Origin of the sequence: Burkholderia sp. USMB20, assembly GCF_000949135.2 — a bacterium.
Classification (GTDB): Bacteria; Pseudomonadota; Gammaproteobacteria; order Burkholderiales; family Burkholderiaceae; genus Burkholderia.
Window position 1 is genome coordinate 197,151 of the sequence record NZ_JTAN02000002.1, and the last position, 16,315, is coordinate 213,465.

The 16,315-nt window shown below is 68.6% G+C and carries 14 protein-coding genes and 1 pseudogene; 10 read left to right on the top strand and 5 right to left on the bottom strand.

Features of this window, described 5'->3' with window-relative positions; genetic code table 11:
- The first annotated feature begins 233 nt into the window (after positions 1-233).
- The gene (locus PL79_RS03590) at positions 234-638 is read left to right on the top strand and encodes a nuclear transport factor 2 family protein (RefSeq protein ID WP_044848063.1); all 405 of its coding nucleotides are present in this window, start codon (positions 234-236) and stop codon (positions 636-638) included.
- 126 nt (positions 639-764) lie between these two features.
- Here PL79_RS03590 and PL79_RS03595 read toward each other — a convergent pair.
- The 3 genes and pseudogenes from PL79_RS03595 to PL79_RS03605 form a co-directional block, all read right to left on the bottom strand.
- Positions 765-2,231: pseudogene (locus PL79_RS03595) on the bottom strand (aldehyde dehydrogenase family protein).
- A gap of 22 nt (positions 2,232-2,253) precedes the next feature.
- The gene (gene speB, locus PL79_RS03600) at positions 2,254-3,204 is read right to left on the bottom strand and encodes an agmatinase (RefSeq protein WP_044848300.1); all 951 of its coding nucleotides are present in this window, start codon (positions 3,202-3,204) and stop codon (positions 2,254-2,256) included.
- A 182-nt stretch (positions 3,205-3,386) separates the two neighbouring features.
- Positions 3,387-4,304, bottom strand: a complete 918-nt coding sequence (locus tag PL79_RS03605; RefSeq protein WP_044848301.1) for a helix-turn-helix transcriptional regulator — start codon at positions 4,302-4,304, stop codon at positions 3,387-3,389.
- Between the two features lie 198 nt (positions 4,305-4,502).
- On the opposite strand from PL79_RS03605, the gene PL79_RS03610 reads away from it, so the two are divergent.
- The 3 genes from PL79_RS03610 to PL79_RS03620 all read left to right on the top strand — a co-directional run bounded on the left by PL79_RS03610 (position 4,503) and on the right by PL79_RS03620 (position 7,627).
- The gene (locus tag PL79_RS03610) at positions 4,503-4,847 is read left to right on the top strand and encodes a cupin domain-containing protein (protein WP_044848302.1); all 345 of its coding nucleotides are present in this window, start codon (positions 4,503-4,505) and stop codon (positions 4,845-4,847) included.
- A 263-nt stretch (positions 4,848-5,110) separates the two neighbouring features.
- Positions 5,111-6,571: an NAD(P)/FAD-dependent oxidoreductase gene (locus PL79_RS03615; protein ID WP_044848304.1), complete on the top strand. Its 1,461-nt coding sequence runs from the start codon at positions 5,111-5,113 to the stop codon at positions 6,569-6,571.
- A gap of 135 nt (positions 6,572-6,706) precedes the next feature.
- Positions 6,707-7,627 (top strand): LysR family transcriptional regulator, encoded by a 921-nt coding sequence (locus tag PL79_RS03620; RefSeq protein ID WP_044848305.1) that lies wholly within the window; start codon positions 6,707-6,709, stop codon positions 7,625-7,627.
- A 121-nt stretch (positions 7,628-7,748) separates the two neighbouring features.
- Here PL79_RS03620 and PL79_RS03625 read toward each other — a convergent pair whose 3' ends face one another.
- Entirely contained in the window at positions 7,749-8,117 is a 369-nt protein-coding gene (locus PL79_RS03625; protein WP_044848306.1) for a hypothetical protein, read from the bottom strand.
- 21 nt (positions 8,118-8,138) lie between these two features.
- Positions 8,139-8,495, bottom strand: a complete 357-nt coding sequence (locus tag PL79_RS03630) for a winged helix-turn-helix transcriptional regulator (protein ID WP_044848307.1) — start codon at positions 8,493-8,495, stop codon at positions 8,139-8,141.
- Positions 8,496-8,630: 135 nt separating this feature from the next.
- Between PL79_RS03630 and gstA the strand changes: the two genes are divergently transcribed.
- From gstA to PL79_RS03660, 6 genes are all read left to right on the top strand, one after another.
- Positions 8,631-9,263 (top strand): glutathione transferase GstA, encoded by a 633-nt coding sequence (gstA, locus tag PL79_RS03635; protein ID WP_044848308.1) that lies wholly within the window; start codon positions 8,631-8,633, stop codon positions 9,261-9,263.
- An 83-nt stretch (positions 9,264-9,346) separates the two neighbouring features.
- Positions 9,347-9,727, top strand: a complete 381-nt coding sequence (locus tag PL79_RS03640) for a hypothetical protein (RefSeq protein ID WP_044848309.1) — start codon at positions 9,347-9,349, stop codon at positions 9,725-9,727.
- Between the two features lie 91 nt (positions 9,728-9,818).
- Entirely contained in the window at positions 9,819-11,108 is a 1,290-nt protein-coding gene (locus tag PL79_RS03645; RefSeq protein WP_044848310.1) for a TolC family protein, read from the top strand.
- Positions 11,109-11,119: 11 nt separating this feature from the next.
- Positions 11,120-12,634 carry an efflux RND transporter periplasmic adaptor subunit gene (locus PL79_RS03650; protein ID WP_044848362.1) on the top strand — a complete coding sequence of 505 codons (1,515 nt, stop codon included), beginning with the start codon at positions 11,120-11,122 and terminating at the stop codon, positions 12,632-12,634.
- Positions 12,631-15,837 carry an efflux RND transporter permease subunit gene (locus PL79_RS03655; protein ID WP_044848311.1) on the top strand — a complete coding sequence of 1,069 codons (3,207 nt, stop codon included), beginning with the start codon at positions 12,631-12,633 and terminating at the stop codon, positions 15,835-15,837. The genes PL79_RS03650 and PL79_RS03655 overlap by 4 nt, the downstream gene beginning before the upstream one ends.
- Entirely contained in the window at positions 15,834-16,202 is a 369-nt protein-coding gene (locus tag PL79_RS03660) for a copper-binding protein (protein ID WP_044848312.1), read from the top strand. The genes PL79_RS03655 and PL79_RS03660 overlap by 4 nt, the downstream gene beginning before the upstream one ends.
- Positions 16,203-16,315: the final 113 nt, after the last annotated feature.

Consider the following 16,315-nt stretch of genomic DNA (forward strand, 5'->3'; position numbering starts at 1 on the left):
TGCGGGATATCGGCGCGGACTCATCCGCATCTCGTCTCGTGGCGGAGCGCCGATCCCGGCCATGCCGCGTATTCGTCGGCGCATTGCTTCATTTGGCAGGGCGATGCGATCACGCAACGGATTGCTCATACGGAATCCACACGGCCTGATTGCCGGAGACCCTCATGGGGGCCGCTTCGCGGTTCGACTATGCTGAATTGTCCGCGGCGAACCTGCGATGACGGGAGAGGGCGATGAGCGAACAAGACAACGTGCAACTCGTGCAGCAGGCTTACGCGGCGTTCGGCCGCGCGGATATCGAGGGCATTCTGCAGACGCTGTCCGACAGCGTCGACTGGTTCATCCCGGGGCCGGCCGACGTCGTTCCGTTCGTCGGCAGACGACATGGGCCGCAGGCGGTCGCGGCGTTCTTCGCGGCGCTTGCGTCGACGCAGACCGCGGAACGCTTCGAGCCGCTCGAGTTTATCGCGAGCGGCAACCGGGTCGTCGTGCTCGGTACGCAGCGCTGGCGTGTCCACTCGACCGGGCGCACTTACGAGGACGACTGGGTACACCTGCTCACGATCGAAAGCGGGAAGATCGCGGCGTTCGTCGAGTATCACGATACGGAGGCCGAAGCGGCCGCGCATCGACGGTGACGGTACCGAAGATGCGTCGGGCCGCTGTGCCCGGCGGCTTCGGCATCCGGCGCGGCCGGCATGGCCCGCGGTGCCGCGCCCGCCCGCCGGGGATGGTGCCGCCGGTGGCCTGAACGGCCGCCCAGATCAATCGATCGCGCGCATCACGTGGCGCAGTTCCTGGTAGCTGCGCAGGCCCGTCACGCCGAGTTCGCGGCCGATTCCGCTGAGCCCGAAGCCGCCCCAGCACACATGCGGGTAGATGAGTTGCGGCGCGTTGATCCACACGAGCCCGGCACGCACGCGTGCCTGAAACTGCTTCGCGACTTCCGCGTCGCGCGTCACGACGGTCGCGACGAGCCCGTAGCGCGTGTCGTTCGCGAGCGCGATCGCCTCGTCGTCGGTACGGAACGACTTCACGCACGCGACCGGGCCGAACACCTCGTCGGTCCACAGCAGGTTGTCGGCGGCCGGCTCCGCGACCACGACGGGCGCCATGAAGAAGCCATTGCCGCCGGCCTCGGCGACGCGCCCGCTGAACGCGACGCGCGCGCCCGCCGCGATGCCTTGCGCGAGCATCGCCTCGACGCGCGTGCGGTGCGCGGCCGAGATCATCGGCCCCATCGCGACCTCCGCGGTGGCAGGCGGCGCGACGACGAGCGCGCGCACGGCCGTCTCGAACGCGGCCATGAAGCTGCGATAGAGGCTGTCGTGCACGAGGATGCGCGCGGTGGCCGAGCACATCTGGCCCGCGTTCGTGAAGGCGCCGGCGACCGCGAGCGACACCGCGGCGTCGAGATCGGCGTCGTCGCGCACGATCAGCGACGACTTGCCGCCGAGTTCGAGCGTCACGCGCTTCATGTCCTCGGCCGCGGCCTGCATGACCTTGCGGCCGGCGGCCGTGCTGCCGGTAAACGAGATCTTGTCGATCAGCGGATGCGCGGTCAGCGCCGCGCCGACCTCGGCGCCGCCGTTCACGACGTTGACGACGCCGTCCGGCACGCCGGCTTCGGCGATCAGGTCGAGCAGCGCGTGCTCGGCCGGCGACGTCAGTTCGGACGGCTTCAGCACGACCGTGCAGCCGGCCGCGAGCGCGGGCGCGAGCTTCCATGCGGTCGTACCATCGGGAAGTTCCACGGCACGATCAGCGCGGCGACGCCGACCGCGTCGTGAAGCGCTCCCGCGACGGGTCGCTCGCAACGCGACGGCTCGGCTCGAACAGCGCCGGGTTTCCGCACAGCGTCGCGTAATACGCGAACGTCGCGGCGCTCGCCGACGTCGGCGTCGGTCCAACGGGCGCCGCGCTAGTGCATCCTGCAGCGCCGCGAGCCGCTCGCGGTCGGCTTCGACCGCTCGGCGATCGTCGCCGAGCAGGCGGCCGCGCTCGCCGCGGCGGTGTCGCGCAGCCGCGAACGCCGTCGGGCGCGGCGGCGGGACGCGGCCGTCGACGTGCGGCCCGTCGCGATTCCTGAGCCGATCGTCGCGGCCCGGCTCACGCCCCCATCGAGCATCGGCCGCGCCGGCTTCATCGGAATGCGTGCGCACGGGCTGGCCGGCGATGCGCGCGCGGGCAGCACGATGGCCGCGCGAAGGGGAAAGCTCGGCGGTGGACATGAACGTGTTCCTGTCGATCGGATTAGCGGTAGGCGACGCCCGGCATCACGCAGAGCATCTCGAATGCGAGGTTCGCGCCGACGAGCGCGGTGGTGCCGGTCGGATCGTACGGCGGCGACACTTCGACGAGATCCGCGCCGACGATGTTCAACCCCTTCATCCCGCGAATGATCTCGAGACCCTGCTGCACCGACAGGCCGCCGATTTCCGGCGTGCCGGTGCCGGGCGCGAACGACGGATCGAGACCGTCGATGTCGAAGCTGAGATACACCGGCGTGTCGCCGACGCGTTCGCGCACCTGCGCCATCAGCGGCGCGAGCGACCGGTTCCAGCATTCCTCCGCCTGCACGACGGTGAAGCCCTGCTGGCGGCACCAGTCGAAATCGTCCGCGTGATAGCCGGTGCCGCGCAGGCCGATCTGCGTGACCTTGTCGCATTGCAGCAGGCCGTCTTCCACCGCGCGGCGGAACGGCGTGCCGTGCGCGATCTTCTCGCCGAACATCGTGTCGTTCACGTCCGCGTGCGCGTCGACGTGCACCACGGCGACCTTGCCGTATTTCCTGTGCAGCGCGCGCAGGATCGGCCACGCGATCGTGTGGTCGCCGCCGAGCGTGATCGGCCGGCAGCCGTGCGCGACGATCTCGTCATACGCGTGCTCGATGCGGCGCACCGAATCCTTCAGGTCATACGGGTTGGTCGCGACGTCGCCGATGTCGGCGACCTGCAGCGAATCGAACGGCGCCGCGCGCGTGGCCATGTTGTACGGGCGCAGCAGCACGGATTCGGTGCGGATCTGGCGCGGGCCGAAGCGCGAACCCGAGCGGTTCGACGTGCCGAGGTCGAGCGGCACGCCGACGAAGCACACGTCGAGGCCGTCGGTCGTGTCGGCCTGCGGCAGGCGCATCATCGTGGCGATGCCGCCAAAGCGCGGCATCTCGTTGCCGCCCATCGGCTGGTTCAGTTCGCGGTGCATGGGGCCGTCTCCTCTTTATGGTGAAAAGCGATCGGCCGATGGTAGAGGAGAACGCGGGCGCGAAGATCTTGAAGTCGCAACGTTTACATCGACGGGTCTCGATGCGAACGGCGCCGCCGCATCGACGCGGCGCGACCGGCTGCGGGCGACCGGCGGCGGGCGGCCGTCGACGCGCGACCGGATCAGCCGGCGATCGCGGGCGGCGTGCCGGCGTCGTCGCCGTCGTTGCCTTCGTCGCCTACGTGGTCACGCATTGCGGCCGCAGGAAACGCCGGCACGGCCGAGCCCCACGCAGCCAGCTCGCGCTTCGTGCGCACCCCGAGCTTCGCGAACGCACGCTTCACGTACGACTCGGCCGACGCGACGCGCACGCCGAGGATGTCGGCGGTTTCCGGCACGGTCTTGCCGGAGATCAGGTGCTTGCAGGTTTCGTATTCGCGCTTCGACAGCTTCACGCCGTCGGCCGCGATCCGCGCGTCGAACTGCGCGAGCGGATGCACGTCGGGCGTCGGGTGCGCGATGCGGCGCGCGGCGGTGGTCGACGCGTGCAGCTCGAGCAGCGGGAACAGCACGTCGCTGATGCTGCGAAAGCGGTTCATTTCGGCGAGCGTGAACGGCGGGCGATCGCGGCCGCGTTCCAGCGCGATCGAATGCTGCGCATAGCGGGTGCCGCGCGCGAGCACGCATTCATGGCCGATATGCACGTCGTCGAACAGCCGCTGGCGGAATTCGCCGGGCGGGATCGCCGCGATGTCGCGCACGACCAGCATCGTGCCCGTCTTGCCGCGCAGCCCCGCGAACAGCGGGTCGCTGTCGAGAAAGCGCTCGTAGTAGAGCGTCATCACGTCGGAGATGTCGGCGGTCGCGGTGCCGATGCCGCTGCTGCCGATCCATTCGCAGCGGTAGCCGGTGGGCATCGTGCCGTCGACGCGCGAGCGCTCGACGTGCGCGACGTCGAGCGGCACGACGTCGTTCAGCAGTTGCGTGAGACGCGGCACGAAGTGCGGCGTGCCGACCGTCTCGATCAGCTCGCCCAGCGCCTTGAACGACACGTTGAAGCGGTCGGTGTCGCGGTGGAAGGGGTTCACGTTGAGCAGCATGCGGTTCCCCGGTGAAAAGCGGCGGCGATTCTAGCGTCCGAAGTCAAAAACGTCATTAGGGGGAAATACGGTATGGAGTCCTGCGACCCTGCGCGCCGCGGAAAACGCGGTTTGTCCCCCCCGCAGGGGGGCATACCGGGGCAGTGTAAATGAGTAACTTTGTCTCTGCTTTTTTCAATCGAGAGACGAAAGATTCAAATGACCAAACTGATCAAGGACATCCTGCCGCTGGGCGCAGGCGTGGGCGAATTCACGAAGCTCGACTTCGGGATGGACGAAAGCGACTGGCGCGCGGCCGAAGGCAAGAGCGGCAGCTACCTCATCGGCTGGTGGGAAGGCAAGGTCGGCTCCGTGGAGTTCCCGGAAACCGCGGCAGACGAAGCGGTGTGGCTCGTCGAGGGCCGGATCGCGCTGACCGATGTCGAAGGTAACCGCAAGGAATTCACGCCGGGCCAGGGCTACCTGCTGCCGGCCGGTTTCACGGGCCGCTGGGAAACGATCGAGGACGCGAAGAAGTTCTACGTGCTGCTCGAGAAGTCGTGATGCGAGCGGCCGCCGTGGCGTCGTCGTCAGGTTGATGCGAGGCCCGGCGGCGGCGTTTTCGATCGACTGCAGGCGACGTGCGTCGCGCGGGTGTCGAAGGCGCGCGTCGCGGCTTGCGGTGCATCGTGCCGATCGTCGCCGTCGGCGCAACCGAAGCAACCGGGGCAACCGAAGTAATCGGCGGAATCGCTGAAATCGGCGAATTCGGCACGCCGTGCACGCATCGCATGCGCGGGCCGCGATCACGTGGAATGGCTGGGATCATGGAAATGGAAGTCAACGAAGCAGCACAAGCCGCACCGGCTCACGCGCACGCCGCGCGTCACGCGCCGGTCGCACTGGGCGCCGCCGAGGCGCTCGCGAATACGAAACTGTTCCCGTACTGGCTCGACAACCCGGCCGCGCCGGCCGCCGAGCCGGAACTCGTCGGCGACGTGACGGCCGACCTGCTGGTCGTCGGCGGCGGCTTCACCGGGCTGTGGACGGCCGTGCAGGCGAAGGAACAGATGCCGCACCTGAAGGTGGTGCTGATCGAGGCCGGCAAGGTCGCGCACGGCGCGTCGGGCCGCGCGGGCGGGATCATCTCGACGTCGGTGATGCACGGGCTGCCGAACGCGGTGCGCGTGTTCCCGAACGACATCGCGCAGCTCGAGGCATTCGGCCACCACAACCTCGACGGCTTCGAGGACACGCTGAAGCGCTACGCCATCGACGCCGACATCGAGTGGAACGGCGAGATGACGGTCGCGGTGGACCCCGGGCACCTCGCGCACCTGAAGGGCGACTACGACCTGCATCGCGAATACGGGCACGACGTCGTGCTGCTGAACCGCGAGGAAACGCTCGAGCAACTGAACTCGCCGCTGTTCGCGGGCGCGCTGTGGTCGCGCAACCGCAGCGGCATCGTGCATCCGGCGAAGCTCGCGTGGGGGCTCAAGCGCGCGGCGCTGTCGCTCGGCGTGAAGCTCTACGAGCACACGCCGCTCACGACCGTCACCGACGAAGGCAGCACCGTGTACGTGACGACGCCGAAGGGCAGCGTGCGCGCGCCGCGTGTCGTGTTCGGCAGCGGCACCGCAAAGGTTGGCATTCCTGATATCAACCGCCGCGTGATGCAGGTGCGCGATCACGTGCTCGCGACCGAGCCGCTCACCGACGAACAGCTCGCGCGGATCGGCTGGAAGAATCGCCAGGGCGTGTACGACACGCGCACGCAGCTCAACTATTTCCGGTTGACGAAGAACAACAGCATCATCTTCGGCGGGCTGGTCAGCTATCACTTCGACGGCGACCCGGAACCGCACCAGGACGGCCGGCGCGAAACCTACTACCGGCTCGCGGAGGCGTTCTACCGGACCTTCCCGCAACTCGCCGACGTGCGCTTCTCGCACGCGTGGGGCGGCCCGATCGACTACTGCTCGCGCGGCTCGGTGTTCGCGAAGCGCTATCTCGGCGGCAAGGCCGTGTTCGTCGCCGGCTACACGGGCTTCGGCGTCGCGGCGAGCCGGTTCGGCGCGTTCATGGGGCTGAACATCCTGTTCGACCGCGACAGCCCGGAGCGCAAGCTCGACATCGCGAACCAGAGCCCGAGCTACATCCCGCCCGAGCCGATGCGCTGGGTCGCCGCGAAGATCACGTTCCACGCGTTCGACGGCGCGGATGCCGAAGGCGGCTGGAAGCGCGCGTGGATCAACGGGCTCAAGGCGATGGGCTTCCCGATGTAAGCGCCGGTCGTTCATGAGCGACGGGTATGGCGCGTGCCGTTGCCGATGACGGCGCGCGTCCGGTCAGGTTCATCGGCGCGGGCGGCCGGTGTCGTGCCGGCCCGGCAACGCGCGAGAAGCGCAGCGGCTTGAAGCATGTTTTCGAATACCACCGATCTCGATCTCCGGCTCATCCGGGTCTTCCTGGCCGTCGTCGACGCACGCGGCATCACGGCCGCCGAGGCATCGCTCGGCGTGCGTCAGTCGACCATCAGCACGCAGCTCTCCGCGCTGGAAGCGCGTGTCGGCTTCAAGCTGTGCGACCGCGGTCGCGGCGGCTTTCGGCTGACATCGAAGGGCGAACGCTTCGCGGCCACGGCGCGCACGCTGGTCGCGGCGACGTCGGAGTTCGTCGCGCGCGTGCGCGACATCGACCGCAAGCTGGTCGGCACGTTGTCGATCGGGCTGATCGGGCAGGCGCCGCTCGTCGAGAACGCGCGCGTCGCCGACGCGATCGGCACGTTCCGCAAGCGCGACCAGGCCGTCACGTTCTCGATGAAGGTCGCATCGCCGCAGGAACTCGAGGAGGGCCTCGTCAACAACCAGCTCGATTTCGCGATCGGGTATTTCTGGCATCGCGTGCCGGGGCTCGACTACACGCCGTTGTTTACCGAGGAGCAGGTGATCTACTGCGGTCGCGGCCATCCGCTGTTCCATGTGTCGCGGCCGGTGTCGATGGACGACCTGCAGGCGCACGACTGGGTGTGGCGTACCTATCCGGTGCCGGAGGAACAGTGTCCGCTGCCGGAGCGGCGCGTGACCGCGAGCGCGGACAGCATCGAGGCCGCGACGATCCTGATCCTGTCGGGCGGCCATCTCGGCTACCTGCCCGCGCATTACGCGGAGCCGTTCGAGCAGCGTGGGCTCGTGAAGGCCGTCGGCCGTGCGACGTTCGGCTTCGATGTGCCGCTGCATCTCGCGATGAAGCGCAACGCGAGCGGCAAGCCGATCGTCGATGCGTTCCGCGAGGACTTGCTGCGCGCGTTCAACATCAAGGCGGCCGCGCTGGCTGCATAGCGCGTGCCGGTCGTGCGGCCGCGCCGCCCCGCGGGCGAGGAACAGCGGCTGGAATCGCGAAACGCGTGTCCCGGGCGGTCGGCGAACGCGCGGGATGTGAACGAGTATCGGGCGGCTCGCGTTACGCGCTTGCGCTGTCGTCGCGATATCCGCTCTTGCCGTCGAAGATTTCCTTCAGCGCGGCGCGCAGCGCGACGGGATCGTGTTCGCCGGGCGCAAGATGAATCACGTAATGCGTGTTGCCGTCGAGCCGCGCGGCGGTGCGCTCGTCGAGTTCGACATCGAGCGTGTCGCCCGTGAGACGCACCGACAGGTCGTTCACGTGCGCGGTGAGCTGGTCGAGCACCATCACCTCGATCGACGTTTCCTCCGGAAAGCGCAGCAGCGAGAAGCAATAGTTCTGCGCCGCGTCGTGGCAATAGATGTTCGCGAAGCTTTCGTCGTCGTCGACATCGGACGTGGCCGCGCCGACGGTAGCGTGTAGTTCCATGATGTTTCTCTCGGTAAGGGGTTATCGGGGCAGCGCGGCTTGCGCGTCGACCTCGCAACGCGCATCGCGCGCCTTCAGCCACAGCCCGAATTCGCGCATGACCTCGACGACGGGCCGCAGCCGGTCGCCGTCCGCGGTCAGATCGTACTCGACGCGCACCGGCACTTCCGGATACACGGTGCGCCGCACGAAGCCGGCGTCCTCGAGCGCGCGCAGATCGAGCGTCAGCATCCGCTGCGAGATGCCCGGCATGTCGCGGCGCAGGTCGCTGAAGCGCTTCGGCCCGTCGAGCAGATACGACACGAGCAGCAGCCGCCAGCGGCCGCCGAGCATGCGCATCGCTTCTTCCACGGAACATCCTGTCGCACTCGTCTTCATGCCGCTGACCCTGTCGGTAACTTTTTTGTGACTACGGCACAAACGACTGCCTTCTTCTCAGTGCTGCGCCGATGCGAGATATTAGCGCCCGCGTCGCGGCGAATCGATAGTCGAACCACCCAATCAAGGAAACGCATGAAGCTTTATCACGCTCCCGGCAGCTGTTCGCAGGCCATCTGCATCGTGCTGCGCGAAAGCGGCATCGACGCGCAGGTCATCAAGGTCGACGCGCGCAAACACGTCATTGAAGACGGGCGCAATTACTACGATGTGAGCGAACTCGGCTACGTGCCGCTGCTCGAACTCGACGACGGCACGATGCTGCGCGAAGGACCGGTGATCGCGCAGTATCTCGCGGACCGGCGCCCCGAAGCGCGGCTCGCGCCCGCGTACGGCACGCTCGCCCGCTACCGGCTGATGGAATGGCTGAACTTCCTCGGCACCGAGATCCACAAGGGCTTCATCCCGCTGCTTTACGCGGTGCAGGCGGGGCAATACGTCGACCCGGTGCGGCAGAAGCTCGACAGCCGCTTTGCGTGGATCGACCGGCAGCTCGACGGCAACACGTATGTAACGGGCGATACGTTCACGATCGCCGATGCATACCTGTTCGCGCTGACGGGCTGGGGCAAGGCCGACTGGATGCGCTCGGTGTACAACGCGGACATCGACCTGAGCCGCCATGCGAACCTGCGCGCGTGGTACGAGCGGGTGCGGGCGCGGCCGGCCGTGCAGCAGGTGCTGGCCGTCGATGGGCTGGCACGCTAGCGCGTGGGGGCGGCGCCAGACACCGTCAGAAGCCGCACACGTCGCCGCGCCATACCGCAAACCGCCGCGCTATAATCGCCGCCATGAAACTGCTTCGGACCTTCATCCTGCTGCTGCTTTGCGCGGTGCTGCCCATCAGCGGGCTGGCAGCCAGCGGCTTGACCGGTGAATGTCCGATGCAGCACACGATGTCGATGGAAGCGAAGACGGGCATGAGCATGTCCGCCGACATGAGCGGCTGCGATTCGATGAAAGCGTCGCCCACCGACACCACGAAGGCCAAAGCGAAGGGCATGGCCTGCAAGGTGACGGCCCAATGCCAGTTCGGCAGTCTCTATCACCCGGCCGCCCGCGCCGACGTGAGCCGTCCCGCTGCATTCGCCAGCACGATCGTCTTCCACTACGCGCAGTCCGTCCCGATCCGCGACCCGAACGGGTTGTGGCGCCCGCCCCGCATCAGCTGATCCCGATTTGACCGGTTCACCGCCGAGGCGGTGAGGTTCGTCCCGTGTTCGGGACGTGGAATCCATTCGGGTTCCGACTTGGGGTTACACCATGTCATTCGATTTCTGCACGCCGCGCTTGCGGCGTGCGTGCCGGCGCGCGCCCGTGCTTTGGGCGGCGCTGCTGGCGGCGGGCGCCCATGCGCAGCAGTCGCCCGTCACGCTGGACGCCGCGCTGCAGGCCGCCACCGAACGTTCCGCGTCGATGCAGGCCGCGCAGGCTTCGGTGCGCGCGAGTTCGGAAGCGGCAGTCAGGGCCGGCCAGCTGCCGGACCCGATGCTCAAGGCCGGCATCGACAACCTGCCGGTCAACGGCGGGCAGCGCTTCACCGTCGGCCAGGACTTCATGACGATGCGCCGCATCGGCATCGAGCAGGAATGGGTGTCCGGCGACAAGCGGCGGCTGCGCGCGGCGCTGGCCGACGAGCGAGTCGGCCGCGAACGCGCGGACTATCTCGTGCAGCTGGCCACGGTGCGCCAGCGGACCGCCGCGGCCTGGCTCGACGCCATTTACGCGAAGCAGGCGCTCGCGCTTCGCCAGGCGCTGCTCGATCACATGCGGCATGAGCTCGACGTGACGCAGGCGTCGTATCGCGGCGCGAAGGCGAGCGCAGGCGAGGTCGTCCAGGCACGCGCGATGCTGGCGCAAACGCAGGATCAGGTGCTCGACGCGCGGCAGGCCTATCGCACCGCACTCATCGCGCTCGGCCGCTGGACGGCTGCGCCCGTCACGGACGTGACGGGTACGCCGCCCGCGCCCGAATCCTTCGTGGCGTCGTTGCCGCCGGACGAACTGCGCGTGTCGCAACCGGCGCTCGTCGCCGCCGCGGACGACATCGCGGTCGCCGAGGCCGACGCCGCGGTGGCCGACAGCGAGCGCAGCCCGAACTGGACGTGGGAGATCGCGTACCAGCAGCGCGGCGGCGCGTATTCGAACATGGTGTCCGTCGGCGTCACGATCCCGTTGCCGCTCGATCGCAAGAACCGGCAGAACCGCGACGTCGCCGAAAAGGCCGCGCTCGCGACGAAGGCGCGCCTGATGTACGAGGACACGCTGCGTCAAGTGCAAGCCGATATCCGTACGCAGTCCGAAACGCTGGCAAGCGGCCGAGAACGCCTCGCGACCCTGCGCGAATCGCTGTTGCCCGCCGCCGGGCAGCGCGTGCAGCTCGCCACGGCCGCCTACCGGGCCAGCACCGGTTCGCTCGCCGACACGTTCGCCGCCCGGCGCGCGCAACTGGACGCGCAGTTGCAGGTGCTCGAGCTCGGACGCGACGTGTCGCGGACCTGGGCGCAGCTCGAATATCAGGTCGTGCCGGCGACGATGGCCGCCGCGCAGTGAAGGAGAACCTCATGACGAAGCAATCACTGGCGCGTGCGGTGCTGCTGGCATGCGCGGGCGCGGCGCTGCTCGGCGCCGGTTATGTCGCGGGCATGCGCCATGCATCGGGCGGCGCGGCAACGGCTGCCGTCGCGGCGGCAGGCACGCCCGATTCGCAGGCCGGACGCAAGGTGCTGTACTGGCACGACCCGATGGTGCCGAACCAGCACTTCGACAAACCGGGGAAATCGCCGTTCATGGACATGCAACTGCAGCCCGTCTATGCGGACGAGGGCGGCGATGCACGGGGCGTCCGGATCGATCCGGGCCTGCAGCAGAACCTCGGCATCCGCTATGCGACCGTGCGCCGGCAGCAGACGGCGGACGGTTTCGATGCGGTGGGCACCACGCAATTCGACGAATCCCGCGCGGACGTCGTGCAGTCGCGCGTCACCGGCTACATCGACCGGCTTTACGCACGGGCGCCGATGCAGCGCGTCGAAAAGGGCGCGCCGATCGCGTCGCTGTTCGTGCCGGAATGGCTTGCGCCGCAGGAGGAATATCTCGCGCTCAAGCGGGGCGGGATGGACGGCAGCCTGCTCGATGCGTCACGCGCGCGGATGCGTGCGCTGTCGATGCCCGACGCGATGATCGCCGCGCTCGATCGCACCGGCCGCGCGCAGACGCACGTCGTGCTGAGCGCGCCGGAAACCGGCGTCGTCAGCGAACTGAACGTGCGGGATGGCGCGATGGTCGCGCCGGGACAGACGCTCGCGAAGATCGCCGGGCTGTCGACGCTCTGGCTCATCGTCGAGGTGCCGGAAGCGCTCGCGCTGAACGTGCAGCCGGGGATGGCGGTCGACGCGACGTTCGCGGGCGATCCGGCGCGGCACTTCACCGGCCGCATCCGCGAAGTGCTGCCCGGCATCAGCACGGGCAGCCGCACGCTGCAGGCGCGTGTGGAGATCGACAATGCGGCGCTCAGGCTCACGCCCGGCATGCTGATGCGCGTGCATGTCGCGGCGCGGAAGGCGGTGTCGCGCCTGCTGGTGCCGTCCGAAGCGGTGATCGCGACCGGCAAGCGCACGATCGTCATCGTGAAGACGAGCGACGGCCGGCTCCGGCCGGTATCTGTGAAGTTGGGCAACGACGTCGGCGGCGACACGGAAGTGCTCGACGGGTTGAGCGAAAGCGATACGGTCGTCGCATCGGGGCAGTTCCTGATCGATTCGGAAGCGAGCCTGAAAAGCGTGCTGCCGCGGCTGGAAGGCGCGGCGGGCGCGAGCGCGTCGCAAGCGCCGGCCGCCGCGGCCGCGCCGGTGTACGAAACCACCGGCAAGGTCGAGCAAGTCACCGACGACGACATCACGTTCTCGCATCAGCCGGTGCCGGCACTCGGCTGGGGCGCGATGACGATGGCGTTCGGCAAGCCGTCGGCACACGCGTTCCCGGACGTGAAGGCTGGCCAGACGGTGCGTTTCGCGTTCGTGCAGCGCGACGACGGCTACCGGCTGACGAAGGTCGAGCCGCAGGGAGGCACGCGATGATCGCGCACGTGATTCGCTGGTCCGTCCGCAACCGCTTCCTGGTGCTGCTCGCCACCGTGCTGATCGCGGCGTGGGGCGTGCATGCGCTGCGGCAGACGCCGCTCGATGCGCTGCCCGACCTGTCGGACACGCAGGTGATCGTCAAGGCGTCGTATCCGGGCAAGGCGCCGCAGGTCGTCGAGGACCAGGTCACCTATCCGCTGACGACGACGCTGCTCGGCGTGCCGGGCGCGAAGACCGTGCGCGCGTACTCGTCGTTCGGCGACGCGTTCGTCTACGTGCTGTTCGACGACCACACCGACCCGTATTGGGCGCGTTCGCGCGTGCTCGAATACCTGAGCCAGGTGCAGAGCCGCCTGCCCGCGGGCGCGACCGTGTCGCTCGGGCCGGATGCGACCGGGGTCGGCTGGGTGTACGAGTACGCACTCGTCGATCGCACCGGCCGTCACGACCTCGGGCAACTGCGTGCGCTCAACGACTGGTTCCTGAAGTTCGAGCTGAAGGCCGTGCCGGACGTGTCGGAAGTGGCGAGCGTCGGCGGGATGGTGCGCCAGTACCAGGTCGTGCTCGATCCGGACAAGCTGCGCGCGTACGGCATCACGCAGGCGGCGGTCGCGGACGCGCTCGGCAAGGCGAACCAGGCATCGGGCGGCGCGGTCGTCGAGCTGGCCGAGTCGGAGTACATGGTGCGTTCGTCCGGCTACCTGCGCACGCTCGACGACTTCCGGCACGTGGTGCTGCGCACCGACGACGCGGGTACGCCGGTGCTGCTCGGCGACGTCGCGCGCATCCAGGTCGGCCCGGCGATGCGGCGCGGGATCGCGGAACTGGACGGGCAGGGCGAGGTGGCGGGCGGCGTCGTCGTGATGCGCTCGGGCAAGAACGCGCTGACGACGATCGACGCGGTGAAGGCGAAGCTCGCCGACCTGAAGCGATCGCTGCCGCCCGGCGTCGACATCGTCACGACCTACGACCGCTCGCAATTGATCGAGCGCGCGGTGGACAACCTCCGCGACAAGCTGATCGAGGAGTTCGTGATCGTCGGGATCGTCTGCGCGGTGTTCCTGTTCCACCTGCGCAGCGCGTTCGTCGCGATCCTGTCGCTGCCGCTCGGCGTGCTGGCCGCGTTCATCGTGATGCGCTACCAGGGCGTGAACGCGAACCTGATGTCGCTGGGCGGCATCGCGATCGCGATCGGCGCGATGATCGATGCGGCGATCGTGATGATCGAGAACGCGCACAAGCATCTGGAGGCTTACGGCCACGCGCATCCCGGCGAGCCGATCACGACGGCGCGGCGCTGGGAACTCGTCGCGGCGTCGGCCGCGGAGGTCGGGCCGGCGCTGTTTTTCTCGCTGCTGATCATCACGCTGTCGTTCGTGCCGGTGTTTTCGCTCGAAGGGCAGGAAGGCAAGCTGTTCGCGCCGCTCGCGTTCACGAAGACCTACACGATCGCCGCCGCGGCCGCGCTGTCGGTGACGCTGGTGCCGGTGCTGATGGGGTATCTCGTGCGCGGCCGCATTCCGCCCGAGCACGCGAACCCGATCAACCGAGTGCTGACCCGCGTGTACCGGCCGCTGCTCGAAGCGACGCTGCAGCGCCCGTGGCGCGCGATCGGCGTCGCGATCGCCGCGCTGTTGCTGACCGTCGTGCCGTTGTCGCGTCTCGGCGGCGAGTTCATGCCGCCGCTCGACGAAGGCGATCTGCTGTACATGCCGACCGCGCTGCCGGGCATCTCGGCCGACAAGGCGAGCGAACTGCTGCAGCAGACCGACCGGCTGATCAAGACCGTGCCCGAGGTCGACACGGTGTTCGGCAAGTCGGGGCGCGCGGATACGGCGACCGATCCCGCGCCGCTCGAGATGTTCGAAACGACGATCCGCTTCAAGCCGCGCAGCGCATGGCGGCCGGGGATGACGCCGGAGAAGCTCGTCGACGAACTCGATCGCACGGTGAAGGTGCCGGGCCTGTCGAACGTGTGGGTGCCGCCGATCCGCAACCGGCTCGACATGCTGTCCACCGGCATCAAGACGCCGGTCGGCGTGAAGATTTCCGGGCCGGACCTGGCGGGGATCGACGCGATCGCGACGCAGGTCGAGGCGGCGGTGAAACGTGTACCGGGCGTCACGTCCGCGCTCGCGGAACGGCTGAACGGCGGCCGCTACCTCGACGTCGACGTCGACCGGCTCGCGGCCGCGCGCTACGGGCTGTCGGTGGCCGACATCCAGTCGGTGGTGTCGTCGGCGATCGGCGGCGAGGATGTCGGCGAAGTGATCGCGGGGCGCGAGCGGTTCCCGATCAACCTGCGCTATCCGCGCGAGCTCCGCGATTCGCTCGAGAACCTGCGGCAACTGCCGGTCGTCACCGCGCGCGGCGCGCAGATTCGCCTCGGCGACGTCGCGCGCATCGCGATCGCCGACGGGCCGCCGATGATCCGCAGCGAGAACGCGCGGCTGTCCGGCTATGTGTACGTCGATATCCGCGGCACCGATCTGAGTACGGCAGTCCGTGCGATGCGGCAGGTCGTTGCGCGACAGGTCGCATTGCCGCCCGGCTATTCGATCGCGTGGTCGGGACAGTTCGAGTATCTCGAACGCGCGGCGGCGACGCTGCGCACCGTGGTGCCGGTGACACTCGTCGTGATCTTCGTGCTGCTGTTCGTCACGTTCGGCTCCGCGGCCGATGCGCTGCTGCTGATGTCCACGGTGCCGTTCGCGCTGATCGGCGGCTTCTGGCTCGTCTGGGCGTTGGGCCACGCGGTGTCGGTCGCGACGTCGGTGGGCTTCATCGCGCTGGCGGGCGTGGCCGCCGAGTTCGGCGTCGTGATGCTGCTGTACCTGAAGGGCGCGCTGCAGCGCCGCCTCGACGCCGGCACGCCGCTGACCGATGCCGTGCTGCTCGACGCGATTCGCGAGGGCGCGGTGCTGCGCGTCCGGCCGAAAGCGATGACGGTCGCCGTCGTGCTGGCCGGCCTCGTGCCGATCATGGTCGGACACGGCGCCGGCTCCGAAGTGATGCAGCGCATCGCCGCGCCGATGGTCGGCGGCATGATCACCGCGCCGCTGCTGTCGATGTTCGTCATTCCCGCCGCGTGGCTTCTGCTGCAGCGCCGTCGTGCGCGAGGCGCGAGCCGTCAGCGGCAATCCGATGCAGTTCCTCACGGCATGAACGTGCCGTCCACCTCAACTGGAGAATCCCGATGAAGATGAATCAACTGATCGCCACCGCCACTGCCGTTTTCGCGACCGGCGTGTTCGCCGTTCCCGCGCTGGCCGCGGGCGACATGCCGGGCATGGACATGTCCGGCATGAAGATGTCGTCGGGCGGTGCGGCCGAGTCGCACGCCGCGCTGACCGATGCCGAAGTGAAGAAGGTCGATGCCGCGAGCGGCAAGATCACGCTGAAGCACGGCGCGCTCGAGAACGTCGGGATGCCGCCGATGACGATGGCGTTCAAGGCGAAGGACGCGGCCATGCTCGCCGAGGTCCATGCGGGTGACAAGGTGAAGGTCCGCGTCGAGAACGTCAACGGCACGCTGACGATCGTCAAGCTCGTGAAGGCGTCGTAAGCGCGGGGATGCGGGCGGCATGGCCGCCCGCATCGAGCGTCGTCAAGCGCAGTGCGGTTACGAGGGCAGCGTTCGGGGGCGTGCGCCTGTCGGGCGACGCGCCCGATCCGCGT